Source organism: Streptomyces sp. NPDC021562, from assembly GCF_040640875.1.
Classification (GTDB): Bacteria; Actinomycetota; Actinomycetes; order Streptomycetales; family Streptomycetaceae; genus Streptomyces.
The window spans coordinates 123,908-145,975 of sequence record NZ_JBFACN010000012.1; the positions used below are offsets into that span (position 1 = coordinate 123,908).

Below are 22,068 nucleotides of genomic sequence, written 5' to 3' on the forward strand. Positions count from 1 at the left end.
GCACGCCCCTACGGCAGGAGCTTCGGCTTCTTCTTCGCGGCCACGTCCTCCACCCAGCCGCACAGCAGGACGAAGACCGCGATCAGGATCCAGCCGACGCCGAACATGAACCACTGGCTGTCCAACGGGAGCCACTTCTCGAACGCGGGCACGTTCCACATCTGGTCGATCAGCGGGACCGCGAGGATCAGGGCGATCTCGTGCCAGAGGTAGATCGTGACCGCCCGCGCGTTGAAGACGGTGACGGTGCGGTCGAGCCGCCTGAAACGGGTCAGCCAGGCGAAGTCGATGCGGAAGTACGCCTTCGCCCACATCAGCAGCAGCACGAACCCGGCCGACCAGAAGGCCTGGGCGAGGGGGTTCTCGTCCAGGTCGTAGGTGCCGAAGTCGGCCTGGTGCGAGAAGGCGTACCAGCCGCCGTACCCGAGCGCGGCGAGCGCGCCGACGACCACCGGGACCGGCTTCATCCGCCGGAGCACGCCGTCGCGGTGCGCGAAGCCGAGGATCCAGCAGAAGAGGTACGTCGACAGGTCCCACAGGGCGCTGCCGAAGCGGTTGTCGGGGCCGGCCCACAGGAAGTTCAGGACCAGGATCGGGGCCGCCGAGGCCAGCAGCACCGGGACCGGGGCCTTGCGGAAGATCCACAGCAGCGCCGGGGAGAGGAGGACGAACCAGAGGTACGTCCTCAGGTACCAGAGGATCTCCCAGGCCTGCTCGCCCCACGCGTTGCCCGGGGGGTCGCCGAGCGGCACGATCCAGTAGACGATCTCCCAGCCGGGCATCCAGTCGTGGATCAGCATCGCCAGGACGACGAAGAGACCCCAGAACCAGAACGGGGGCAGCAGGCGGCGCAGGCGGCTCTTCACGACCCTGGGCGCCGGGCGTTCCAGGGACTTCGCCATCAGGGTGCCGGCGAGGCCGAACATGATGCCCATGGAGGGGAACACCATGCCGCACCAGGCCCAGCCGAAGGTGTGGTACGTGACCACGCGGACGAGGGCGACGGCGCGGAGGGTGTCGAAGTAGCGGTCCCTCGTGGGGGGCCCGGGCCGAGGGGCGGTGTCCCTGGCGTCCGTCGCCTCGGCGCCCGGCGCAGCGGTCGCGGCCGGTTCCAGCTCCGGCTCCGGTTCCGGGTCCACCAGGGGGGTGTAGCCGTAGCCCTGCTGGTACGGGTGCCCCTGGTACAGGTCCTGCTGGTACAGGTCCTGCTGGTACGGGTTCTGCTGGTCCCAGGTCATCAGCCGCTCGCCCCCGCCGGGGTGCCGACCTCGCCGGTGCGCTTGAGTTTCTGCCAGCGCAGGCGGCCGCCGGTGAGGGCCGTGATGCAGGAGTGGATGAGGACCAGGTACATCATCTGACGGTAGGCGATCTGCTGGAGCGGCATCATCAGGAGGTAGCGGTACCGCTCCTTGTCCAGGCGGAACGCGTAGGCCGCGCAGACCAGTTGGACGCCGAGGACGGCGAGCCAGGCCAACAGGGCCGCCTCGAAGTCGACGAAGATCATGGAGTAGACCGTGAACACGTCGATGAGGGGAGCGAAGACCGGCGTGATGATCTGGAAGAGCACCACCAGGGGCATGCCGACCCGGCCGAAGCGCCCCGACGGCCCCTTGTCCGTCAGGGACTTGCGGTGCTTCCACAGGGCCTGCATGGTGCCGTACGACCAGCGGTAGCGCTGGGACCACAGCTGCTTCAGCGAACCCGGTGCCTCCGTCCAGGCCTTGGCGTGCTCCTGGTAGACGACCCGCCAGCCCGCGCGGTGCATGGCGATGGTGATGTCGGTGTCCTCGGCGAGGGTGTCCTCGCTCATGCCGCCGACCTGGAGCACCGCGTCCCGGCGGAACGCCCCGATCGCGCCGGGGATCGTCGGCATGCAGCGCAGCAGGTCGTACATCCGGCGGTCCAGGTTGAAGCCCATCACGTACTCGATGTGCTGCCAGGCGCCGATGATCGTGCCGCGGTTGCCGACCTTGGCGTTGCCCGCGACCGCGCCGACCTCGGGGTCGGCGAACGGCTGCACCAGCTGGTGCACCGCGTCCGGCTCGAAGACGGTGTCCCCGTCCATCATGACGACGATGTCGTACGTCGCGTTGCGGACGCCGTTGTTGAGGGCGGCGGGTTTGCCCGCGTTCTCCTGGCGGAGGACCCGGACGTTGGTCATGCCCAGTTTGTCGGCGGCGGCGCGGGCGATCTCGGAGGTGCCGTCCGTGGAACCGTCGTCGACGACGACGATCTCGATCGGGTGGGTGCTCTGCGCCAGCGACTCCAGGGTGTTGGCGATGCACTCCTTCTCGTTGTACGCCGGGACGATCACGCTCACCGGCCTGTTGACCGCCGTACCCCAGCTGAAGCGGCGTTTGTTGCGCTGTCTGTGGTGGCGCCGGGCGATGAGCAGCATCATCCCGAAGCGGCCCAGCACCGCGATGCCGACGACGAGGAGCAGGTAGGAGAGGACGGGCAGGGCCCATTCGGCGATCGCGACGGCCACGATGAGCGCCTCGCCCTCGTAGAGGGTCATGCCGGTGGCCGTGCGATGGGCGGCCTGGAGGGGCCGGACGGCGGTGTTCGGGGCACTCGCGTCGGCAGCCGCACGGTTCGCGGCGTTCTGCTCGATCACACCGCTGATGGTGGTGAAGGTGTAGCCCTTCGCCTTCATCTTCTCGATGTACGCCGGCAGCGCCGTGATCGTCTGCGAGCGCTCGCCACCCGCGTCGTGGAACAGGACCGACGCGCCCTCGTCCTTAGTCGGCGTGGCCCACTTGATGATCTTCGAGACACCCGGCCTCTTCCAGTCGTCGCTGTCGGTGTCGACGAAGACGCTGGTGTAGCCCTCCTTGCCGAGCCTCTGGTAGACCGGCCAGCTGTAGTTGTCGATGGCGTCCGTCTCCGAGGAGTACGGCGCGCGGAAGAGCGTGGTCGTGATACCGGCCGCGCCCGCCAGGGCGAGTTGGGTCTGCTGCATCTCGCGGTCGACCCGGGCGTTGCTCTGGTACGACAGGTCGACGTGCGTGAAGGTGTGGATGCCGACCTCGTTGCCCTGCTCCACCATCGACTTCACGATGCCCGGATAGCGCGACACCATTGAGCCGACCAGGAAGAACGTGCCCGGTACGTCGTACCGGTCGAGGATCTTGAGGACCTGCGGGGTCCAGGTGGGGTTCGGGCCGTCGTCGAAGGTGAGCGCGATCGTCTTGGAGGGGACCGAGACGGTGGTCGCCCGGCCGCCCCTGAAGGTGAGGATCGGCCCGCCGTCGAGGATCTTGTCGGGCACCTTGCTCGCGCCGGCGCCGGTGCGGACCCGCTGGTCGCCGCCGACCTCTGCGCGCAGATAGCCGTCGAGCAGCATCACGCAGGTCAGCGCCAGCAGGAGCAGCAGGGCGAGGATGACACGTGGTTTCTGCAGCGCCGCGGCCCTGCCCGCCGCCCGGTCGATACGGGAGGGGGCGCGCCTGCGGCCGCGTACGGACGTCGGTGTGGTCATGGGGAGAGGCCTGCGTTCCGGTCAGTTGGCGGTGGCGGAGGCGGTGGCGGAAGCCGAAGCGGAGGCTGAGGCTGAGGCCGAGGCGGAGGGCAGTGCCGAGGGGCGTCCGGTGGGTGCGCCGACCTGACGGCCGACGCCACCCTGCGGGCGTTCGCCGCCGGGGGCGTCGGCGCCGCGCGCGAAGTCGGGGATCAGCGAGGGGGTGAGCGAGGTCCCCCAGCCCATGAAGGCGGCGCCGAGCACTCCCGTGTAGGCGAGGCAGACGGCACCGAGGAGAAGGCCGAGACGGCGCAGCACCCTGGACCGGCGTCCGGAGGAGTCGACGAACACGGGCCCCTCGGGCGACCCGTTGCCCTGTTTGCGACGGCGACCCCGCCCGGCGGCGCGGCTTTCGATGACAGGCTCGGATTGCATTCCGCGGATATTAAGGAGGCTTTATGTGACTGCCTTCAGGGTTCTTGTGAGGCGCCCATGAGAAACACCCTCACCTGTCATTCCACTGAGAGATTCCACGAAATGCCACGGAGGGCACCAGGGAGAGCAATGCACCTCAACGTCCTTTTCATGACGCCCCGTTCATCTGTTTCGCCTGCTTCATTCCATGAGTTTTCCATGTAAGGGCCGAGTCGTTGAACACCACGTGCATGTGAGACGTTTTCCTTTCGAATCAGGCTCTGTTTCGAGCCTGAGACACACATCACGAAAGCGGGTGCGTCTTCATGCGGGGTTTCCTGAGGCCGACGGCCGGGTTCGCTCTCCTGTTTGCCATGGCAGTCACGGGATGCTCCACGGGCACATCGGCGACATCGGGCACGTCCGGCACGTCGTACGCGCCCTACGTCAGTGCGACGGAGGCCGCCGCCACCGACGGCTCGGGGTCACCGTCGACGTACAACCTGGCCTTCGTGATCGCCGGTGGCAGTTCCTGTACGCCGAAGTGGAACGGGACCGCGGCGATGGGGAGTTCGGCCGTCACGTCACGGATCTCGAAGCTGACTGAGGGCGGCGCGACGGTCCGGGTCTCCTTCGGCGGAGCCTCCGGTGAGGAACTGGCGACGACCTGCTCCAGCGTGACCGAGCTGGCCGCGGCGTACGGCGCCGCCCTGGACGCCGCGGGGTCCAGCCAGGCCGACTTCGACATCGAGGGCACCACGCTGACCGACTCGGACTCGGTCGCCCTGCGCTCCGCGGCGATCGCGTTGCTCCAGAAGCGACGGCCGGACCTGGAGGTCACCTTCACGCTGCCCGTGATGCCGTCGGGGCTCGACTCCGACAGCCTGGCGCTGCTGGAGTCCGCGAACAAGTACGACGTGCAGGTCTCGACGGTCAACATCATGACCATGAACTACGGCGAGTCCTACGACGGGGACATGGGCGACTACGCGGTCACCTCGGCGAAGGCCACGCACAAGCAGCTGAAGGAGGTGTTCGGGCTGTCGGACGCGGGCGCGTGGGGCGGGATGGCGCTGACCTCGATGATCGGGGTGAACGACGTGGACGGGGAGACGCTGACGCTGGCCGACGCCGAGGAGGTGCGGGCGTTCGCGGCGGAGGAGGGGGTGGCGTGGGTGTCGATGTGGTCGACGTTTCGGGACGTGCCGTGCGCACGTGGTTCGGGTGCGGCGGACGCCGCGACGAACTGCAGTGGGGTCGCGCAGAGTTCGGGGGCGTTCGGGAAGGCGTTCGCCGGCTGAGTGGCGTCTTGCTGGCCCGTGGGGTGTCCCGCGCCCCCGACGGGGCGCTTCACCTGCGCCTGTGGACGAGGCGGCCCGCGCACACCGTCGCGATGCACGCGCCCGTCTCGTCGAACACCGCCAGGTCGGCCCGGCCCGCCGCCACCAGCACCGGTGTCCCGGCCGTCCCCCGCAGCACCGCCACGTCGTTGCGCTCCGCCGCCGTTCGCAGGTCGGGCGAGTCGGCGTACCGTTCCAGGACCGCCGTCGCTCCCAGCTTCAGTACCTCGTGCACGCGTTCGCGCGGGCTGGGGGCGGCCGGGAGGGGGCCGTCGTGGACGCGGGCCGGGCCGAGTACGCCGGGCCAGTTGCGCACCCGGGCGGTCGGGAAGCGGTCCCGCAGGTCCGCCAGGGTCCCCACCGCGGCGATCCGGCCGCCCTCGACGACGACGGCGCCGTCCTCCAGGGCGGCACCGTCCCAGTCGTGCCGGACCTCGTCCGCCGCGTGGATCGTCAGCACGGCCGCGTCAGTTGGCGCTGAGCAGCTTCAGCTCGGGGTGGGCCGTGCCGCCCGCGATCGCCGTCGAGGAGATGTGCGACATCACGCGCTCGTCGACCGGGTCGTTCGCCGGGTCGTCGTGGACGACGAGGTGCTCGTACGTCGTGGCGCGCTGCGCCGGGACCCGGCCCGCCTTGCGGATCAGGTCGATGATCTCCAGGCGGTTGGAGCGGTGCTTGGCGCCCGCCGACGAGACGACGTTCTCCTCCAGCATGATCGAGCCGAGGTCGTCCGCGCCGTAGTGCAGGGAGAGCTGGCCGACCTCCTTGCCGGTGGTCAGCCAGGAGCCCTGGATGTGCTGGACGTTGTCGAGGAAGAGGCGGGCGATCGCGATCATCCGCAGGTACTCGAACAGGGTGGCCTGGGTGCGGCCCTTCAGGTGGTTGTTCTCGGGCTGGTAGGTGTACGGGATGAAGGCCCGGAAGCCGCCGGTGCGGTCCTGGACGTCCCGGATCATGCGCAGGTGCTCGATGCGCTCGGCGTTGGTCTCGCCGGTGCCCATCAGCATGGTCGAGGTCGACTCCACGCCCAGCCTGTGCGCCGTCTCCATGATCTCCAGCCAGCGCTCGCCGGACTCCTTGAGGGGCGCGATGGCCTTGCGGGGGCGCGCGGGAAGGAGTTCCGCGCCGGCGCCCGCGAAGGAGTCCAGGCCCGCCTCGTGGATCCGGGTGATGGCCTCCTCGACGGAGACGCCGGAGATCCGGGCCATGTGCTCGACCTCGGACGCGCCGAGGGAGTGGATGACCAGTTGCGGGAACGCGTCCTTGATCGCCCTGAAGTGCTTCTCGTAGTACTCGACGCCGTAGTCCGGGTGGTGGCCGCCCTGGAACATGATCTGGGTGCCGCCCAGCTCGACCGTCTCCGCGCAGCGGCGCAGGATGTCGTCGAGGTCGCGGGTCCAGCCCTTGTCCTTGTCCTTGGGGGCCGCGTAGAAGGCGCAGAACTTGCACGCCGTGACGCACACGTTCGTGTAGTTGATGTTCCGCTCGATGATGTACGTCGCGATGTGCTCGATGCCCGCGTACTTGCGGCGGCGTACGGCGTCGGCGGCGGCGCCCAGCGCGTGCAGCGGGGCGTCGCGGTAGAGGACGAGCGCTTCCTCGGGGGTGATCCGCCCACCGGCTGCGGCCCGGTCGAGGACGGCTGTGACATCAGAAGAGGTGAGGTCGGCCTTCTCGGTCACCGGGGCGTCCCTTTCGTCAAGGGTTGTGGACGGACCGAACCAGCCTACGCCAGCCTCCCGCGCCGCCCGACGTCAGGCTGTGCAGGCGCCGAGCAGCAGCCCCGCGAACGCGCCCGCGACGAGGAACGGCCCGAACGCGATCGCCGTCTTGCGCCCGGCCCGCCGTACGACGACGAGCGCACCGCCGTACAGCGCGCCGAGCAGGAAGCCGGCGAAGGTGCCGAACAGCACGGTGGGCCAGCCGTACCAGCCGAGGACGGCGCCCGCGCCGAGCGCCAGCTTGACGTCGCCGAAGCCCATGCCGCCGGGGTTGACGAGGAAGAGGACCAGGTACCCGGCGCCGAGCGCGAGCGCCGCGTACAGGGAGGTGAGCCAGTCCCCGGCGTGCTCGGGGAGCAGGGCGGCCACCCCGAGGAGGGCGAGCGCGGCGGCTGCCAGGGGGAGGGTGAGGGGGTCGGGGAGGCGCTGGACGCGGAAGTCGACGACCGCGAGGAGGACGCCGACGGGCGCCAGCAGCAGCCAGACCGCCAGTTCGGGGCGGGTGCCGGTGGCGAGGGCCAGGGCACCGCAGACCACGGCGGTGGCCACGGACAGGGGGGCGGTGCGGGGGCCGTGCGCCGCCTGCTCCGGCGCGCACCGTCCGCACCGGCCGCGCCCCACCCACCCCTTGACCGGATGGCCCGCCGGGCACTTCGTGCGCCACTCCTCCCCCGCCGGTGCCGAGAAGCGGTACGCGGCGCGCGGGAGCAGGGCGCCGGCCGCCGCGCCCCAGAGGGCGGCGACGGCCGGCAGGGCGAGGTCCGCGGTGGTGGTCATCCGGTCGCGGCGGCGCCCTCGCGCCAGGTGGGGAGCAGTTCGTCGAGGAGGGCCTCGGTGCGCGGGGGCAGGCCGCGCGCGCCGCTGCGGGTGACGAGTTCGGCGGCGAGGGCGCGGACGCGGTCCGGGTCGCCGGTGGCGTGCGTGGCGCGCAGCAGCTCGTTCCACAGGCGTTCGTCCGCCGGGGCGGTCCGCAGGGCCGCGCCGAGCGCCTCGATGGCCTTCTCCGCCCGGTCCTTCTCCAGGTGGAACGCGGACAGGGCGAGGCCGATGTCGGCGACCAGCAGCGGCAGCTGGGCGTCGATGATCTCGTGGGTGAGCCAGCCGTACCGGCCCTCAGCGCGGTCGGCGAGCAGCGGACCGCGCACCAGGACGAGCGCGTCGGTGAGGAGACGGCCGCGGACCACGCGGCTGTCGACGCCCTTGCCCTGGGTGGCCTCGTGGTAGAGGGAGCGCAGCACGTCGAGGTCGGACACGACCGACTTGGCGAGCACCAGCCGCCCGGTCGCGTCGGTCACCAGGCGCGGGCCGCCGTCCGGGTCGGTGCCGAGCCAGCCGCGCAGCCGCTCCAGCAGGGCGTCGCGGACGTCGTCCGTCACCCCGCGCGGCCACAGCGCGGACGACAGCACGCGCGGATGGACGCCCTCGCGGTGCAGGAGGAGCAGCGCGAGCGCCTCGTGGAGCAGGGCGCTGCGGTCCCCGTCCGGGGTGTCGAGGCCGATGATCTCGTACGGCCCGACGAGTCGCGCGTACACCGCGGGGCGGCCCTGTTCGCTGATGTCGACCAGGAACGGCGGGGTGGTGGTGGGCCCGTCCGGGTCGTGCTCGGGGTCGGCCTCCACGAACAGCTCGACGACCGCCCGCTGCTGCACGGCGGGCAGCAGCTGGGCCTGGAGTTCGAGGCCGAGCAGCGGGGCGAGCAGCCTGCCGTCCGGGGTGATCTCCATGGCCCAGGCGGCGCCGGGCAGGTCGCCGCTCTCGGTGCCGACGAGGTAGCCGATGCCCAGCCGGGCGGCGTCGGCGGCGAGTTCGGCGAGGCGCACCGCGTCCTCTGCGGACGGCTGGGTGGCGAGGAGCACCAGGTTCGGCGCCCAGCGGGTGTGCTGGGCGGGCCCGGTGCGGCCGGTGAGCACCGACTGGTGGTCGGCGGCGCCGAGCGCGCCGCGGCGCTGCCGGGTCTCGGCCTCCATCGACTCGAACAGGGCGTCCACGTCGTCGAGGTGGCGCAGCCGGCTGGGGGCGAGCGGGGTGAGGTCCGCACCGAAGCCGACCAGGGTGATGGTCATACGGTCGGACCAGCCGTTGGTGGCGAGTTCGGCGGCGACGGAGGCGAACAGGGCGGCCCGGTCGGCCTCCCGGCCGCTCAGCGAGACGATGCCGGGCACGGCCTCCAGGTTGAGCAGCAGCCGCGAGTCGTCCATGGTGCCGAGGCTGACCAGACCCGGGTACGGCGCGGCCGCGTCGGTGTCCTCGTAGCGCTCGGCGTCCGCGCGCGACAGCGTCCAGAACGTCTGGTCCTGGCCGAGCTGCCAGGGCGCGGGGGGTTTGCCGGCCGGCTGGGCCAGTTGCAGGTGCAGGTCGCCGTGGCTGAGCCAGGCCGCGTAGACGACCGGCAGCGAGCGGGACTCGGCGGTGAGGGCGGCGGACAGTCCGCGCAACGACAGGTCGAGCAGCCGTACGCCCTCCGGGTCCGCGCCGACCAGCAGGGCGTCCTGCACGTCCTGGGCGTCGCCGGTCGGGGTGGGCGGCTCCATGCCGCGCCGGCCGCCGACGGCGCCGAGCGCCGACTGCCACAGGGCCTGCCGGCGCCGGCGGCCGAGGGCGGCGAGCAGGCCGGCGGCGAGGAGGGGGGCGCCGAGGAGGGCCTCGGGGAGCCCGAAGGAGTGGTCGGAGGAAGAGGCGGAGGAGGAGGCGGCGGATGAGGAGGCGGAGGGGCTGCCCGACTCCTGTGCGGCGGGAGTCGCCGCGTCACCGGACGCACGGGGGCTCGGCACGGCGATCCGGGCGGTGGCGCCGTCCTGGTCCGCGTGCTGCCCGCCGCCCTGCTCCTGGTGCTGCTGCTGGTGCTGTTGCTGGGCGTGGTCGCCGGTCCTGGCGTAGTCGCCGATCTGCTGCCGGACCTCGGGCGAGACGTGCGCGTCGGGGTTCTCGACGAGTTCGCCGCCGTGCGCGTCACCGGGCATCTCCATGATCCAGCCGGGCCGGATCAGGCTGGCCTCGGAGAGCCGGGAGCCGTCGGGCTGGACGCGGTCCTTGTTGAGTTCGTAGATCTCCTTGTACCGGCGGCCGTCGCCGAGGTGGCGCTGCGCAATCTCCCACAGCGAGTCGTGGTGGCGGCCCTCGGGCGGCTGGATCCTGTAGTACTTCGTGCTGCCGTGCGCACCCGTGCCGCCGTGCTCCGCCCGGGCCGCGGCGTGGCCGGCCTGCTCGGCGAGCGCGGCAGCGGTGCTCTTGGCCTGCTCCTGCTGCTGGGCGAGGATGCCGGGGGTCGCCTGGGCGGCGGCGACCGTGCCCTTCTGGTTGCCCTCCAGGCTGTGGCCGAGCTGCGACAGACCCGGGGTGAAGCTGGCGGCGGTGGCGCCCACCAGGAGCAGCGCGGCGACGAGTTGCCGGGCGAGCAGCTGGCTGGGGCCGGCGCCGGGGACCCGGCCGGGCAGGCCGACGCCGGAGACGGCGGCCTTGATCTCCACCAGCACGCAGGCCGTGAACTGGGCCCAGGCCAGCCACACGATGACGGTCAGGGCGTTCAGGAAGGTCCCGACGCCGATCGGCTGCGACAGCCAGTCCATGCTGGGGGCGCTGGTCGGCAGGGGCCAGCCGACGAACACGGCGAGGGCGCCGGGGACGCCGACGACGAGGACGAGCAGCACCACGAAGGCGAGCAGCGCCTTGACGAGGTCCCCGGCCGTACGCCTGCGCACCCGCACCGGCTGCGGGGTCCGGTTCCGCGGACCCGACGGGTTCCCGGTCGGTCTTCCCGTCGAGCCTGATGTGCTGCGTCGCGCCATGGCGGGTGTCCTGGGGTCGTGTGCGGACAGAGTGGGCCGGGGGCGCATCGAGCCTGTCGAGATCCCCTTGACGATCCTATTGACTGGTACCGACGGCGTCGAAGGGGGAGAGCGCGGAACCACCGCTTCCTCCGCACGTCCCGCACAACTCCCGTCAGCCGTCGACCCGCAGGGCGGACAGCAGGAAGCGGGTGAGGGCGGAGGTGGGGAAGGTGACCGCCGCCACGCCCTCCTCCGCCCTCAGCTCCACCACCGTGCGCGCGGTTCCGTAGGGCCGCACCTGGACGTTGCCGAGCGCGGCCGGGGCCGCCAGGCCCTCCTGGAGCAGGGCGCGGGCGAAGGTCCAGGTGACCTCCTCGCCGTCCAGGGAGATCCACGGCGGGAAGACGAAGTGCACCGCCTGCGGGTCGGCCGAGGTGTAGCGGAGCGTCGCGGGGACCGCCACCTCCTGCTCGTCGGCGGTGAGCAGGCGGGCGCCGGTGGGCTGTTCGACGGTGATGGACACAGGTGCTCTCCCGGGGTGCGGTGCGGTGGTGGGCCGTCCTACTCCTCTGAGCGCCTTCGGCCCGTCTCATTACGCGTCGGCCACAGGGAAGTTGAGTGACGTACGTCACCAATTGAGGCGCAGGAAACTTTGTTTGAAAGTTTTGTCATCTACGCTGGCGAATCCTTCCCAGCCCCTGGCCGGCAACTGGAGCGTTCCGCCATGCCCGACGGTTCCTCTGCAGTCATCAGCACCACCGATTACGCCCGGATCTACGAGGAGCAGCAGCCGCGGCTCGTCGCGTACGCCCGCTCCCTCACCAGGAACGCCTGGGTCGCCGAAGACCTGGTCGCCGAGGCGCACTTCCGGGTCTGGCGGCGGCTGGCCGAGGGCCACGAGATCGACAACGTGGCGGCGTACCTGACGACCACCGTCCGGCACCTCGCCTACGCGGCGGGCAGTGCCGTGCGCGAGACGCCCAGGGACCCTCACGCCGACGAGCAGGCGGAGGCCGGCCGCCACGGCGACGACCCGGCCGAACAGGTCTCCTCCGTCGACCTCCTGGTACGGGTCCTCGCCCAACTCCCCGAACGCTGGGTCAAGGCCCTCTGGCTCGCCGAGGCCGAGGGGCAGCCGCTCGCGCAGATCGGACCGCAACTGGGCACCAAGGAGGGCGCGACCGCGGTACTGCTGCACCGGGCCCGGGAAGGGATGCGGCAGGCCTTCCTGCGCACCCAGACCGGGGCGCCGGACGACCCCGCCTGCCAGGTGCACTGGAGCCGGATGCCCGCGTACGTGCGCGGGGCCGCCACCGGACGGCAGTCCGACCGGCTGCTCGGGCACGTGGACGACTGCGCGGACTGCCGGACCCGGCTCGCCGCCCTGATGCGCGCCAACGACCGGCTCCCCGCCCTCGTCGGCCCCGCCCTGCTGGTCTTCGCGGTCGGCGGCACGGCCGGCCGGTTCCTGCTCACCCTCACCGCCGCCGGGGCCTCGGCGGGCGGACACGGCAGCGGGAGCGGGCCGCTGCACGGGGTACGGCAGGCCGTCGGCTCCGTGGGCACCAAGGGGCCGTTGGCCGTCGCCGCGGGCGCGGTGACCGCCGGCGCCACGGCACTCGTGCTGCTCCTCGGCCCCGGCCACGCCTCCCCCGTCCCCGCCCCGCGCACCCCGGTCGCCGACGCACCGCTCGCCCAGGCCCCGGTGACCGGCGCACCGGCGGCACCGGCGGCACCGGCGGCACCCAGGAACGGGGACGACGGAGACGGCACGAGCACGGGTGCGGCCGCTGCGGCCCGTACGGCGGTGACCACGGCCGGGCACGGGGCGGAGAACGGGAAAGGGGCCGGGAACAGGGCCGGGAACGGCACTACCGCACGGCCCGAGACGACCGAACCGACGCCCCCTGCAACGCCCTCGCCCGCACCGCCCGAGACGACCGAGCCGACCCCGCTCGCCTCCCCCGACCCCGCTCCCACTCCCCCGACGGACCCCACCGAACCGACCGACCCCGCGCCCGTGGAGACCCCGCCGACAACTGACCCCTGTCCGCCCCCGCACGGCGACGGCAACGGCAACGGCAACGGCGACCGCGACCGCGACCGTGGCAAGGGGCACGGTCCCGGTCACGGTGAACGGCGCCCCGGTCAGCGACAAGCGCAAGCCTTCGCGTCGTGACCCGCTCGCCGCGGCCGGTCCCGGTCAGCCGACCTCGTTCTCGGCGGTCGCCTGGCCGTGCACCACGATCGCGCCGCCGTAGAACATGCCCGTGAAGACCGGCTCGTACGTCAACTGGACCTCGACCTGCACCTGCTGCGCGTCGGCGGCGGTGCAGTGGGTGCCCGCGACGTCCGCGGCGGACATGTCCATCTCGCGGGCGAAGGTCTTCACCCGGGCGTCGCAGTCCTGGAAGTTGATCGGCGCGGTGCCCTGCCCCTCGTACAGCGCGTCCAGGTCGATGTCCTGGGCGGCGTAGCGGGCGGCCTGTTCGGCGATGTCGGCGGCACGTTCGCGCTTGGAGATGGACAGGCCGCCGTCGATGACGAACGCCGAGAGCGAGAGGAAGACCAGGGCGAAGATGATGACCGCGCCGGCACCCGAACCCCGGTCGTCCAGACGGAGCCGCCGTGCGGTCCACCAACTGCGCAGCACGGCGAGGATCATGCCGCCCTCCGGAACGGGTCGAGCGGGGAGGAGAAGCGCGCGGTGAGCGTCGTGGGGATGTCCAGGCCCAGCATGGCGAGCCCCCTGACCTGGCAGCTCACCTCGACGGTGAAGATGCTGTCGGGTGCGAACCCCGCACTGGTCTGCACGACGGAGACCGGTCCCGAGCAGACGTCCGACAGGTCCGCGTCGGCGGCCTTCTGCGCCTCCGACATGGCGGTGGCGTGGTCCTTCTGGATGGACCCGGCACGCGCCGCGTCACGGGCCGCTCCGTCGATCGCGCCCCGGCCGTCGACGAGTTGGCCGAAGGCGACCAGTACGAGGATGAAGAGGATCATGACCGGGGCGAGGATGACGACCTCGACGGTCGACAGCCCCCGGTCGTCCGGCGCTCCGTCCGCTGCGGAGGTCGTCGTCTCGTCCACCACTAGTTGTCCTCCACGAACCGCTCGACCGGCCCCGACGACTGCGCGTGCACCGTCAGGTCCAGGCCCGGGAACACCGTCGGGATGCGGGCGGAGATCTCGACGCCGACCGTGTGCTGTTCCGGCTGGATCATCGTCACGTTGGGCGACAGCACGAGTTGCGGCCCGAGTTGGCTGATGTAGGAGTCGACCACGGCCTGGGCCTCGCCGCGCCAGGCGCCGGGTTCCGCGTCGGCGGTGGCACGGGCCTTGCGGGCGCCCGCCTGGGCCGCAGCCTGGGCCACGTGGTCGGCGAAGAAGTACAACGCGAACTGCACGGTCGCGAAGATCATGAAGAAGAGGACGGGGGTGAGCAGCACGAACTCGATGGCCGTCATGCCCGAGTCGCCGCGCGCGGCGGCGGCCCGGCGGCGCAGCCAGGCGTTCACGTCCACAAAGACCCCCGTCATCCCCGTTCAGTCCCCGTCGCCGACCCGGTCAGCAGGTCCCGCTCGCGCTGGCACCCTTGATGCAGTCGCCGACCTTGTTGGCGCCGTCGCTCAACGCGGCGTTGATGATGGCGGCGACGACGCCGACGATCGCGACGACGACCGCGGAGATGATGACCCACTCGACGGCGGAGGCACCGCGGTCGAGCTCGCCGGAGCGGGCCCGCTCCACCCGGGCCTGGAGGAAGGTGACGAGGAAGTCCATCGCCGGGATGCCGGTGCTGAAGCTCCGCCCGGTCAGGTTACGTCCGTTCATGGTGGGTTCTCCCGTTGCGTTGGTCGTGCGATCGAATCAGCAGTTGTCGAAGGTCTCTGGAACAGCTCACACCTGGAACACCCGCATCGCCGCCGGGAAGATCAGGAAAACCAGGAAGCCGGCGCACAGCAGCAGCTGGGCGACGAGCATCGACTGGGACTTCTCGCCCGCGCTGCCCTCGATCTCGGCGAGTTCGCGGTGCCGCATGGTCTCGGCGCGGGAGGCGAGGGACTCCCGCACCTTGGCGCCGTCGTCCGCCACGAGGGCGAGGGAGGCGGAGAGGTCCTTCAGCTCCTCCACGCCCAGTTCCTCGCCGAGCGCGCCCAGCGCCTGCCACTGGCTGACGCCGGTGATCCGGGCGTCGGCGAGGGCGTTGCGGATGCGCTGGTTGGCCCAGCCGTCGGAGACCTCGGCGGCGGCCATCAGGGCCTCGGGCAGACCTCGGCCGCCCGCGAGGCTCATCGACACCAGGTCGAGGTAGGCCCCGATGACCCGCCTGAGGTCCCGGCGCTTCTCGGCCGCGTCCCGTCGTACCTCCAGGTCGGGCAGGAAGAAGAACAGGGCCGCGCAGACCAGGGCCAGCCAGACCGGGACGACCGGGCTGCGGCCGAAGCCCATGGTGTAGACGACGGCGAACAGGAACGGGCCGAAGACCAGACCGGCCGCGGCGAGCAGCACCTTGGTCGCGAGGAACTTCTCCCAGCCGCGGTCCAGGACGGCGAGGTCGGCGCGGAGCGAGCGCTGTTCCCAGCCCTGCTGCCGGTAGAACTCGGCGACCCGGTCCCCGACCTGGGCGCGCAGGGCACCGAACCTGCCGGTCTCCTGGGTCCCCCGGGCCGACTCGTGGGCGGCGCCGCGGGCCCGCATGGCGTCGATCCGGGCGACCTGGGCGACGGCGCTGCGCTTGCTCGGCATGAGGGCGCGGATCAGGGCGTAGACGCCGAGCCCCAGGGTCACGCCGACGACGATCGGCATCGTGAGGTTCACCGGCGCACTCCATCCTCGGTCGGCAGCGTCTGGGGACCGCTCTGGCCGGGCCGGCCGCTCTGGCCGGGGGCGGTGCGGGGCGGTCGTACGAACTGGACGGAGGACTGGTCGCGGACCAGGAACCGTTCCGGGGTCTCGATGGTGGACAGCTTGCGCAGCCACCAGAAGCCGAGCGCGAACAGCGCGCAGACCAGGGCGAGTACGAGCTGTCCGACGGCGGTGCCGTACGGCGCCACGAACGCGCGGTTGAAGACGGACAGGCCGAGGACGAACGCGATCGAGACCGCCACGACGATCTGCACCGAGCGGCGCGTGGAGGCGCGTTGGGCCATCACGCGCTGGCGCATGTCGACCTCCTCACGCGCCGACTTGGCGAGCGCGCCGAGCACCTGGCGCAGACCGGGGCCGCGCAGCCGGGCGTTGAGGATGAGGGCGGCCACGATGATGTCGGCCGACGCGTCGTCGATCTCGTCGGCGAGGTGCTGGAGCGCGTCGGGCAGCGGGGTGCGGGCGCGCAGCCGGTCGACGAGGGCGTCGAGGTGCGGCCGCAGCACGGGCGCGGCGGCCCGCGCCGACGCCGGGATGGCCTGTTCCAGGCCGACCGCGCCGGCGATGGTGTCGCGCAGCGACTCGGTCCAGGAGGCGAGTGCCTCCACCCGCTTCATCGCGGCCCGCTCCTCGGCGGCACCGCCGAACAGCTTGTCCCAGAAGAAGACGAGGACACCGGCGGCGATGCCGGCCACCGCCCAGCGGGTCAGCAGCAGCACGACGAGCCCGATGATGGCGGCGAGCGAACCGCGCCGGCCGGCGAACCGGAGGAGTTCGGCCGCCCGTTCGTTGGCCTTCTGCTTCTCGTGGTCGGGTCTGGCCGGGAGTCCGCGGATCGCCAGGACCAGCAGCGCCAGTCCGCCGCCGACGGCGACTCCGCAGCCGAGGCCGTAGAGGACCGGGGTGGAGAAGAGCCCGCCCATGGAGCCCAAGGAATCCAGGTTCATGTCACGTCACCCCCAGGCCCCGTGCGGCTGGTAGCCGTGGGCCATCAGGTCCTCCAGACAGGCTATGGGCGCATGCGGTACGACCCGGCCGTCGTGGGCCTCCGCGAACACCTCGCTGGACAGCACCCGGCCGTCGACGCCGTTGACCTCGCGGACGGAGGTGACCATGCGCTGGAGGCGGCCGCCGGTCTGGTAGTTGTTGCGCCGCTGGATGAAGACGACGAAGTTCACCGCGCCCGCGATCAGCATCTGGCTGGCCTCGATGGGCAGCCGCTCGGAGGCCTGGAGCGCGTAGGTGGAGATGCGGTTGAAGACCTCGCTGGAGCTGTTGGCGTGGATCGTGGACAGCGAGCCGTCGTTGCCCTGCGACATCGCGTTCAGCATGGTGACGATCTCGTCGCCGAGAACCTCACCGACGATCACCCGAGAGGGGTTCATGCGCAGGGAGCGCCGGACCAGCTCCGCCATGCTGATGGTGCCCTGCCCCTCGGAGTTGGGCAGCCGCTCCTCGAACGCCACGACGTTCGGGTGCAGGTCCGGGAAGGTGTCCAGCCCGAGTTCCAGGGCGCGTTCGACGGTGATGAGCCGCTCGTGCGGCGGGATCTCGTTGGCGAGGGCGCGCAGCAGCGTCGTCTTTCCGGCGTTCGTCGCCCCCGCGATCATGATGTTCTTGCGGGCGCGGACGGCGCAGGCCATGAAGTGCGCGACCTCGGGCGTCAGGGTGCCGTTGCCGACCAGGTCGGAGATGAAGACCTTGCCCATGCGGGCCCGCCGGATGGACAGCGCGGGCCGCCGGGTGACGTCCATGACGGCCGACAGACGCGACCCGTCGGGGAGCCTCAGGTCGAGCTGCGGGTTGGCCGAGTCGAACGGCCGGGACGACAGGCCGGAGTACGCGCCGAGCACCTGGATCAGCTCGATGAGTTCCTCGTCGGTCTCCGCGACGGGATCCCCCTTGACCTCCCGGCCGTCGCTGTAGCCCACGAACACCTGGTCGCACCCGTTGATGTCGATGTTCTCGACCTCGGGGTCGTCGAGCAGCGGCTGCAGCCGTCCCACGCCGAACAGCGCGGCGTGCACGGCGGCGGCGTACTGCTCCTCGGTCTCCGCGTCCAGCGGGGTGCGCCCGGCGTTGATCTCGGAGCGGGCGTACTCCTCCAGGATCTGGGCTATGACCGCGCGGGCGTACTGGCGTTCGTCCTCGGTGGACATCGGCGTGACGCCGGACGCCTGGTCCTGGCGGCGCTGCTCGGCGATCCGGTCGCCGGCGTCCTGCCGGAACCGCTTGACCAACTGGTGGTCGACAGCGGTCATCGGCCGGCCCCCGCGTGCGGCGGCTGCGCCGGTACGGTCCAGGAGGCGCCGTACTGCTGCTGGAGGTCGGCGGTGACCTTGCGGGCCGAGCGGATGAGCAGCGACTTGTCGAGGCGCCCGCGCTTGCGGCCGGCCAGCTGGTCGGCGCCGGCCGGGTCGTCGGCGATGGTGCCGACGACGCGTGCCCCGGTCTGGGCGTGCACGAGCATGTCGTTGACCTGGTTGACCAGCTTGCCGGAGCCGGCCGGGTCGGCGATCAGGACGACGCCGATCAGCGGGGTGGCGAGGGCCACGGCGCCGCGCGGACCGCCGTGCAGCTTCTGTGCGAGGGCGGCGGCACGGTCCCGGACCCGGGCGAGCGACTCGGGTTCGGTGCGCGAGACGAGCAGGACCAGGGCGGCGTGCGGGAACAGCTCCACGGCCGGGGTGTCGCCGCTGATCCGGCCGCAGTCGGCGATGACGTCGGCGGGGGCGTTCGGGGAGTCGGCGAGGGCGGCGAAGGCGTGCCCGAGGGTGGGCCACAGCCCGGCGAGACCGGCGGCGTGCTCGGCGATGCCGAGCCCGACCAGCACCTCCAGGCCACCGCTCAACGGCTGCACGTGATCCCAGAGTTGGTCGGGCACGAGCCCTCGTCGCGCGGTGGCGGCTATGGAGAGCATGCCGGTGTTCGGGTTCAGCGGGCCGCCGTGCGCGGCGGCACTGCGGTAGACGAGGTCGCCGCCGGCCGGGTCGGCCTCGGCGAGCAGGACCCGGCGCGGCCAGACCGCGGCCAGCGCGACGGCCGCGGTGGTGACGCCGGGGGAACCCTTGTCGGCGGCGATTGCGATGAGCGCCATGGGGTGCGGTCCGCCTTCTAGTTGCCGTTGCCGGACACGCCGGGAACACGGACGAGGGCGACCGAGCCGGTGGCGGCGGCCTGGGCCAGCGCGGCGGCGTCGTCGCTGTTCACGGTGAGGGTGACGGCGAAGTTGGTGCTGCCGACGAGGTCGCCGCTCTTGTCGGGGCCCGGCACATAGCTGACGGTGGCCCGGCCGACGATCGGGGAGCCACCGCTGCCCGACGAGGAGGACGAGGAGGACGAGGAGGACGAGTTGCCGGTCGAGGAGCCGTTGCTGCTGACGCGGTAGGCGGCGACGACGTCACCCATCTTCAGCCCGACCGGGTACTGGCCCTCCTTGAGGGAGAGGCCCACCACGGCCTTGCCGGCGGCGAGCGTGCTGCCGCTGCCGAACATCTCACCGACGGCGACGGCGCCCGCCGGGATGGTGTTGAGGGCCTTCAGCTTCTCCAGGCTCTCCAGCTGCGACCACTTGACGTAGTGGATGCTGTCGTCGTCCGCGACCATCACGGAGGTCACGTTGCTGCTGTTCACCGAGGACCCGGCGGGAATCTCCGCGGTGATCTTCACGACCTCGATCCGGTTGCCGGCCTGCAGCACGAGCGTCGTCGCGCCGAGCGCGCCGAGCAGGATCAGCAGGACCGCGAGCGCGGCCAGCGCGGGCTTGCGCTCGCGGGGCGCGGTGGGAAGGCGGTCACCGACCGAAGGCTGAGCCGGACCGGCGGAACGACCGGCGCCCGCCCCCGTACGCTCCTGGATCTTCACGCAACCGCTCCCCGTTACACCCAAGACATTGTCTGTCGAGAACTCTGAAACTCTGTCGACGCTTCGAAAACCCTGTCAGCGCTTCGAAAGCGGACACTCCACACCAACCACCCCGACTCGGCCGAATACGCGGCCACAGGGCGAGTGTCAAGCGATCGCACCGTATCAGCCGCACATAAGCCCCTCAAGGCGCGTCCGGACTCCTTGACCTCACCGAAATCGTCGTTGCGATCTGCAACGACGGTGCTACGTGAGGCGGTTGGGAGCAGCGGGGCGGCAAGGGGCGCCGAACTGTGCGCGGGTGAATCCCGGACGTCCCGCCCGCGCCGCGCCGTCGCCCGGCATCCTCACCGGGCACCCACGAGGCCTGCACGAACCGCTCACGTGGGATTGACCGAGGCAGGGCGCGGGCCTTAACGGCCTGCGATTACACGCCTGTTGCCGATGAGGCGGCCCGAGTAGGATCACCCGGCAGGGTGAAGCTTCACTGCCGTGAACGACCAGGAGAGGCCAGGCCATGACCGTGCCGCAACGCCATGCCTGGAAACCCCCGGCGGGCGAGGAACTCGTGGCACGCGCACCGGTGTCCTTCGCGACGGGGGCCGCGGACCGGGTCAAGGGACGCCGCTGGTTCCGCGACCCGGAGCGCCGGGACATACAGGGCGAGTTGCCGGGTTGGCCGGCGGGCCCGACATATCGGCTGAGATCGAGATTCGGACCCATCGCCTGGGCGGTGCTGACGGCCGCGTTCCTCATCGGGCTCTTCGCGCTCGTCGTGGCCTCCGGAAGCAACACTCCGAGCGGCGGCTTCGGCGGCTCGGACTCCCTCGGTGGCAGTGAGGACCCGGAGAACGAGGAAAAGGACTTCCCGGTGCTGTGGGCCGCCCCCGGCACGATCGCCCGCACCCTCCCCTGGGAACTCGACCCGGCCCGCCGCCCCGAGACCGACGTCACCCACCTCGTCCTGACCGACCGCCGGCTCCTGGTCCTCGGCGGCCTCAGGGATCCCAGGAACCCCTGGGAGGAAGTCCTCTGGGAGACCGACCTGAGCACGGTCGCCACGGTGGAACGCCGCCCGTTCAGCATCGCGGGCCGGGACTTCCGGATCACCTTCACGGACGGCTCCTGGTGCCGCCTGACGTCCCTGGAGGGCGAGCCGCTGCTTCGCCATCTGACCGCCGGCTGACCGAGAAAGAGGTACACCGTGGGCGGATCGGCCAAGCCCAGGCGTCCGAGGGCCGCTCCGGCCGCGTCGCGGGTCCGGGGAGCCGGTGTCAAGGAGGCGAAGAAGGACCGGGACGCTCTCTTCGGGTGCCTGATGTTCCTCGGTATCGCGGGCGGGATCGTCCTGATGGCGCTGGGCACCATGCTGTGGGGCGACGACGCCTGGCAGTGGGCGGCACGGAACTGGCCGGGCGGGGCGTACGCCTTCGCGGTGTGTCTCGGCATGGCCGCCCCGCTCCTGGGCGCCCTCCTTCTCCGGGCACTGGAGGGCGTGGACCGCAAGGCGTGGGGGTCCCGTCCGGCCCTTGCCCTGGGCCGGACCGTCCTCGCCGTCCTGGCAGTGGCGTCACTGTTGGCCTTCCTGTCCCTGGCCTTCGACGCGATGGACAGCGGCAAGCGCAAACGCCGTTCGGTCGGGCCGAGCTGGGTGTTCGCCCATTACCCCTGGCTGTGGGCGGTGGGCATCGCCTCGACGCTCGCTTCGGCGGTGCTGCTGGTGTGGCTGCTGGTGGTCCTGAGCCGGCGAGCCGACGCGGCCGAGGCGTGACCGGTACGGTCGCCGTCTACAACCTGCGTCGCCCCCTGACGACGACCGTCACCGGTGCCAGTAGGAGCACAACGGCAGCGCCCAGGCAGACGTACGCCCCGAGGAGGCCGCCCATCTCGGGCGTGGTGCCGAGGAAGGGCTTGTAGTGGCCTGCCGGATCGACGACGGCTGTCGTCGTCCACCCGACCCGCTCACCGCAGTTCTCCTTGTTGTCGACCACCTCGTGCACGGACCCGTCCCTCAGCCGGACCCGGCAGTACGTCTCACGGGTGCCGTGCGTCCACTGATGGGTCGGCGTGGCGATGGTGACCGTCTGCTCCACCCCGCGTAGCCGCAGATACCAGACGTTGGCGATGTTCGTGCCGACCAGTACCAGTACGAGATAGGTGGTCACGGTGACATACCGGGCGACGGGGGCCCCTCGGGATTCACGGGTCCTGAAGGCCACCCGGAGCACCGGCAGCCCTAGCAGCAGGCCGACGAACGCCGCCGCCTTGCCGATGAACACGCTGGAGAGCAGACAGACGCCGACCGAGGCGACGGCCACCAGGAGCAACCGGGCCCATGGCCACACCGGCGTTGCGCCGCCGTACACCGTCCGTGTGGGCCGAGAACCGGTGCCGGCCTGCGAGAACTCGGCGAGGATGGCGCGTGCCCGTCGCATGCCGTCCGGGCCGGCCGCGATCCGGCGCAGGTCCGGCAGCCCCATGCCCACCTCTTCCAGCGTCCGCTGCCACTTCTCCGGGAGTTCCGCGAACAGTTCGTCGACAGACCGCTCGTCCTCGTTCGCCACGTGATCCTTGCTCTCCGCTCTGGGGTCCCGGACGGCCGACCGGGTCAGCCGCTGATGCTCAAGTGCCAC

At 71.6% G+C, this 22,068-nt stretch carries 22 protein-coding genes; 4 read left to right on the plus strand and 18 right to left on the minus strand.

Annotated features, from left to right (window positions below):
- Nucleotides 1-8: 8 nt before the first annotated feature.
- Genes AB0G52_RS20280 through AB0G52_RS20290 form a run of 3 tightly spaced genes read right to left on the minus strand, consistent with a single transcriptional unit; the run spans nucleotide 9 to nucleotide 3,895 of the window.
- Nucleotides 9-1,238, minus strand: coding sequence for an acyltransferase (locus AB0G52_RS20280; protein WP_361337632.1), 1,230 nt, complete (start codon nucleotides 1,236-1,238; stop codon nucleotides 9-11).
- Complete coding sequence (locus AB0G52_RS20285; protein WP_361337634.1) at nucleotides 1,238-3,481, minus strand: glycosyltransferase; 2,244 nt, start codon at nucleotides 3,479-3,481, stop codon at nucleotides 1,238-1,240. Before AB0G52_RS20285 ends, AB0G52_RS20280 begins: the two co-directional genes overlap by 1 nt.
- Before the next feature lie 21 nt (nucleotides 3,482-3,502).
- Nucleotides 3,503-3,895, minus strand: coding sequence for a hypothetical protein (locus tag AB0G52_RS20290; protein WP_361337636.1), 393 nt, complete (start codon nucleotides 3,893-3,895; stop codon nucleotides 3,503-3,505).
- Between the two features lie 353 nt (nucleotides 3,896-4,248).
- Here AB0G52_RS20290 and AB0G52_RS20295 point away from each other — a divergent pair, with 353 nt between their 5' ends.
- Nucleotides 4,249-5,175: a chitinase gene (locus tag AB0G52_RS20295; protein WP_361337637.1), complete on the plus strand. Its 927-nt coding sequence runs from the start codon at nucleotides 4,249-4,251 to the stop codon at nucleotides 5,173-5,175.
- A 49-nt stretch (nucleotides 5,176-5,224) separates the two neighbouring features.
- Here the strand turns inward: AB0G52_RS20295 and AB0G52_RS20300 are convergent, their stop codons facing one another.
- From AB0G52_RS20300 to AB0G52_RS20320, 5 genes are all read right to left on the minus strand, one after another.
- Nucleotides 5,225-5,674 (minus strand): hypothetical protein, encoded by a 450-nt coding sequence (locus AB0G52_RS20300; protein ID WP_361337639.1) that lies wholly within the window; start codon nucleotides 5,672-5,674, stop codon nucleotides 5,225-5,227.
- A 7-nt stretch (nucleotides 5,675-5,681) separates the two neighbouring features.
- Entirely contained in the window at nucleotides 5,682-6,896 is a 1,215-nt protein-coding gene (gene mqnC, locus AB0G52_RS20305) for a cyclic dehypoxanthinyl futalosine synthase (protein ID WP_132890288.1), read from the minus strand.
- Nucleotides 6,897-6,968: 72 nt separating this feature from the next.
- Nucleotides 6,969-7,712 (minus strand): A24 family peptidase, encoded by a 744-nt coding sequence (locus tag AB0G52_RS20310; RefSeq protein ID WP_361337642.1) that lies wholly within the window; start codon nucleotides 7,710-7,712, stop codon nucleotides 6,969-6,971.
- Nucleotides 7,709-10,720 (minus strand): BTAD domain-containing putative transcriptional regulator, encoded by a 3,012-nt coding sequence (locus AB0G52_RS20315; protein ID WP_361337644.1) that lies wholly within the window; start codon nucleotides 10,718-10,720, stop codon nucleotides 7,709-7,711. Before AB0G52_RS20315 ends, AB0G52_RS20310 begins: the two co-directional genes overlap by 4 nt.
- A 154-nt stretch (nucleotides 10,721-10,874) precedes the next feature.
- Nucleotides 10,875-11,225, minus strand: coding sequence for an SsgA family sporulation/cell division regulator (locus AB0G52_RS20320; protein WP_132890291.1), 351 nt, complete (start codon nucleotides 11,223-11,225; stop codon nucleotides 10,875-10,877).
- A gap of 201 nt (nucleotides 11,226-11,426) precedes the next feature.
- Between AB0G52_RS20320 and AB0G52_RS20325 the strand changes: the two genes are divergently transcribed.
- Nucleotides 11,427-12,881, plus strand: coding sequence for a sigma-70 family RNA polymerase sigma factor (locus tag AB0G52_RS20325; RefSeq protein ID WP_361337646.1), 1,455 nt, complete (start codon nucleotides 11,427-11,429; stop codon nucleotides 12,879-12,881).
- A 24-nt stretch (nucleotides 12,882-12,905) separates the two neighbouring features.
- On the opposite strand, the gene AB0G52_RS20330 is transcribed toward AB0G52_RS20325, so the two are convergent.
- From AB0G52_RS20330 to AB0G52_RS20370, 9 genes are all read right to left on the minus strand, one after another.
- Nucleotides 12,906-13,367: a pilus assembly protein TadG-related protein gene (locus AB0G52_RS20330; RefSeq protein WP_361337648.1), complete on the minus strand. Its 462-nt coding sequence runs from the start codon at nucleotides 13,365-13,367 to the stop codon at nucleotides 12,906-12,908.
- Nucleotides 13,364-13,792: a TadE/TadG family type IV pilus assembly protein gene (locus AB0G52_RS20335; protein ID WP_361337650.1), complete on the minus strand. Its 429-nt coding sequence runs from the start codon at nucleotides 13,790-13,792 to the stop codon at nucleotides 13,364-13,366. The genes AB0G52_RS20330 and AB0G52_RS20335 overlap by 4 nt, the downstream gene beginning before the upstream one ends.
- Nucleotides 13,793-13,794: 2 nt before the next feature.
- Nucleotides 13,795-14,241 carry a TadE family protein gene (locus AB0G52_RS20340; protein WP_132890295.1) on the minus strand — a complete coding sequence of 149 codons (447 nt, stop codon included), beginning with the start codon at nucleotides 14,239-14,241 and terminating at the stop codon, nucleotides 13,795-13,797.
- A gap of 28 nt (nucleotides 14,242-14,269) precedes the next feature.
- Entirely contained in the window at nucleotides 14,270-14,536 is a 267-nt protein-coding gene (locus AB0G52_RS20345; RefSeq protein WP_361337652.1) for a hypothetical protein, read from the minus strand.
- Between the two features lie 66 nt (nucleotides 14,537-14,602).
- Nucleotides 14,603-15,523, minus strand: a complete 921-nt coding sequence (locus AB0G52_RS20350) for a type II secretion system F family protein (RefSeq protein ID WP_165939421.1) — start codon at nucleotides 15,521-15,523, stop codon at nucleotides 14,603-14,605.
- Nucleotides 15,520-16,518, minus strand: coding sequence for a type II secretion system F family protein (locus AB0G52_RS20355; protein ID WP_361337655.1), 999 nt, complete (start codon nucleotides 16,516-16,518; stop codon nucleotides 15,520-15,522). The genes AB0G52_RS20350 and AB0G52_RS20355 overlap by 4 nt, the downstream gene beginning before the upstream one ends.
- 6 nt (nucleotides 16,519-16,524) lie before the next feature.
- On the minus strand, nucleotides 16,525-17,832 hold the full coding sequence (locus AB0G52_RS20360; protein ID WP_132890297.1) for an ATPase, T2SS/T4P/T4SS family: 1,308 nt from the start codon (nucleotides 17,830-17,832) through the stop codon (nucleotides 16,525-16,527).
- The gene (locus AB0G52_RS20365; protein WP_361337657.1) at nucleotides 17,829-18,668 is read right to left on the minus strand and encodes a hypothetical protein; all 840 of its coding nucleotides are present in this window, start codon (nucleotides 18,666-18,668) and stop codon (nucleotides 17,829-17,831) included. The genes AB0G52_RS20360 and AB0G52_RS20365 overlap by 4 nt, the downstream gene beginning before the upstream one ends.
- Nucleotides 18,669-18,685: 17 nt before the next feature.
- Nucleotides 18,686-19,435: a hypothetical protein gene (locus AB0G52_RS20370; RefSeq protein ID WP_361337659.1), complete on the minus strand. Its 750-nt coding sequence runs from the start codon at nucleotides 19,433-19,435 to the stop codon at nucleotides 18,686-18,688.
- A gap of 517 nt (nucleotides 19,436-19,952) precedes the next feature.
- On the opposite strand from AB0G52_RS20370, the gene AB0G52_RS20375 reads away from it, so the two are divergent.
- Nucleotides 19,953-20,621, plus strand: coding sequence for a hypothetical protein (locus AB0G52_RS20375; protein WP_361337661.1), 669 nt, complete (start codon nucleotides 19,953-19,955; stop codon nucleotides 20,619-20,621).
- Between the two features lie 18 nt (nucleotides 20,622-20,639).
- Nucleotides 20,640-21,206, plus strand: coding sequence for a hypothetical protein (locus AB0G52_RS20380; protein ID WP_361337663.1), 567 nt, complete (start codon nucleotides 20,640-20,642; stop codon nucleotides 21,204-21,206).
- A 16-nt stretch (nucleotides 21,207-21,222) separates the two neighbouring features.
- Here AB0G52_RS20380 and AB0G52_RS20385 read toward each other — a convergent pair whose 3' ends face one another.
- Entirely contained in the window at nucleotides 21,223-22,068 is an 846-nt protein-coding gene (locus AB0G52_RS20385; RefSeq protein WP_361337664.1) for a hypothetical protein, read from the minus strand.

Coding starts and splice junctions, on each gene's coding strand:
- AB0G52_RS20290 (WP_361337636.1), bottom strand. CDS start 3,895: ATGCAATCCGAGCCTGTCATCGAAAGCCGCGCCGCCGGGCGGGGTCGC.
- AB0G52_RS20375 (WP_361337661.1), top strand. CDS start 19,953: ATGACCGTGCCGCAACGCCATGCCTGGAAACCCCCGGCGGGCGAGGAA.
- AB0G52_RS20285 (WP_361337634.1), bottom strand. CDS start 3,481: ATGACCACACCGACGTCCGTACGCGGCCGCAGGCGCGCCCCCTCCCGT.
- AB0G52_RS20330 (WP_361337648.1), bottom strand. CDS start 13,367: ATGATCCTCGCCGTGCTGCGCAGTTGGTGGACCGCACGGCGGCTCCGT.
- AB0G52_RS20345 (WP_361337652.1), bottom strand. CDS start 14,536: ATGAACGGACGTAACCTGACCGGGCGGAGCTTCAGCACCGGCATCCCG.
- AB0G52_RS20315 (WP_361337644.1), bottom strand. CDS start 10,720: ATGGCGCGACGCAGCACATCAGGCTCGACGGGAAGACCGACCGGGAAC.
- AB0G52_RS20340 (WP_132890295.1), bottom strand. CDS start 14,241: ATGACGGGGGTCTTTGTGGACGTGAACGCCTGGCTGCGCCGCCGGGCC.
- AB0G52_RS20355 (WP_361337655.1), bottom strand. CDS start 16,518: ATGAACCTGGATTCCTTGGGCTCCATGGGCGGGCTCTTCTCCACCCCG.
- AB0G52_RS20360 (WP_132890297.1), bottom strand. CDS start 17,832: ATGACCGCTGTCGACCACCAGTTGGTCAAGCGGTTCCGGCAGGACGCC.
- AB0G52_RS20280 (WP_361337632.1), bottom strand. CDS start 1,238: ATGACCTGGGACCAGCAGAACCCGTACCAGCAGGACCTGTACCAGCAG.
- AB0G52_RS20365 (WP_361337657.1), bottom strand. CDS start 18,668: ATGGCGCTCATCGCAATCGCCGCCGACAAGGGTTCCCCCGGCGTCACC.
- AB0G52_RS20310 (WP_361337642.1), bottom strand. CDS start 7,712: ATGACCACCACCGCGGACCTCGCCCTGCCGGCCGTCGCCGCCCTCTGG.
- AB0G52_RS20295 (WP_361337637.1), top strand. CDS start 4,249: ATGGCAGTCACGGGATGCTCCACGGGCACATCGGCGACATCGGGCACG.
- AB0G52_RS20325 (WP_361337646.1), top strand. CDS start 11,427: ATGCCCGACGGTTCCTCTGCAGTCATCAGCACCACCGATTACGCCCGG.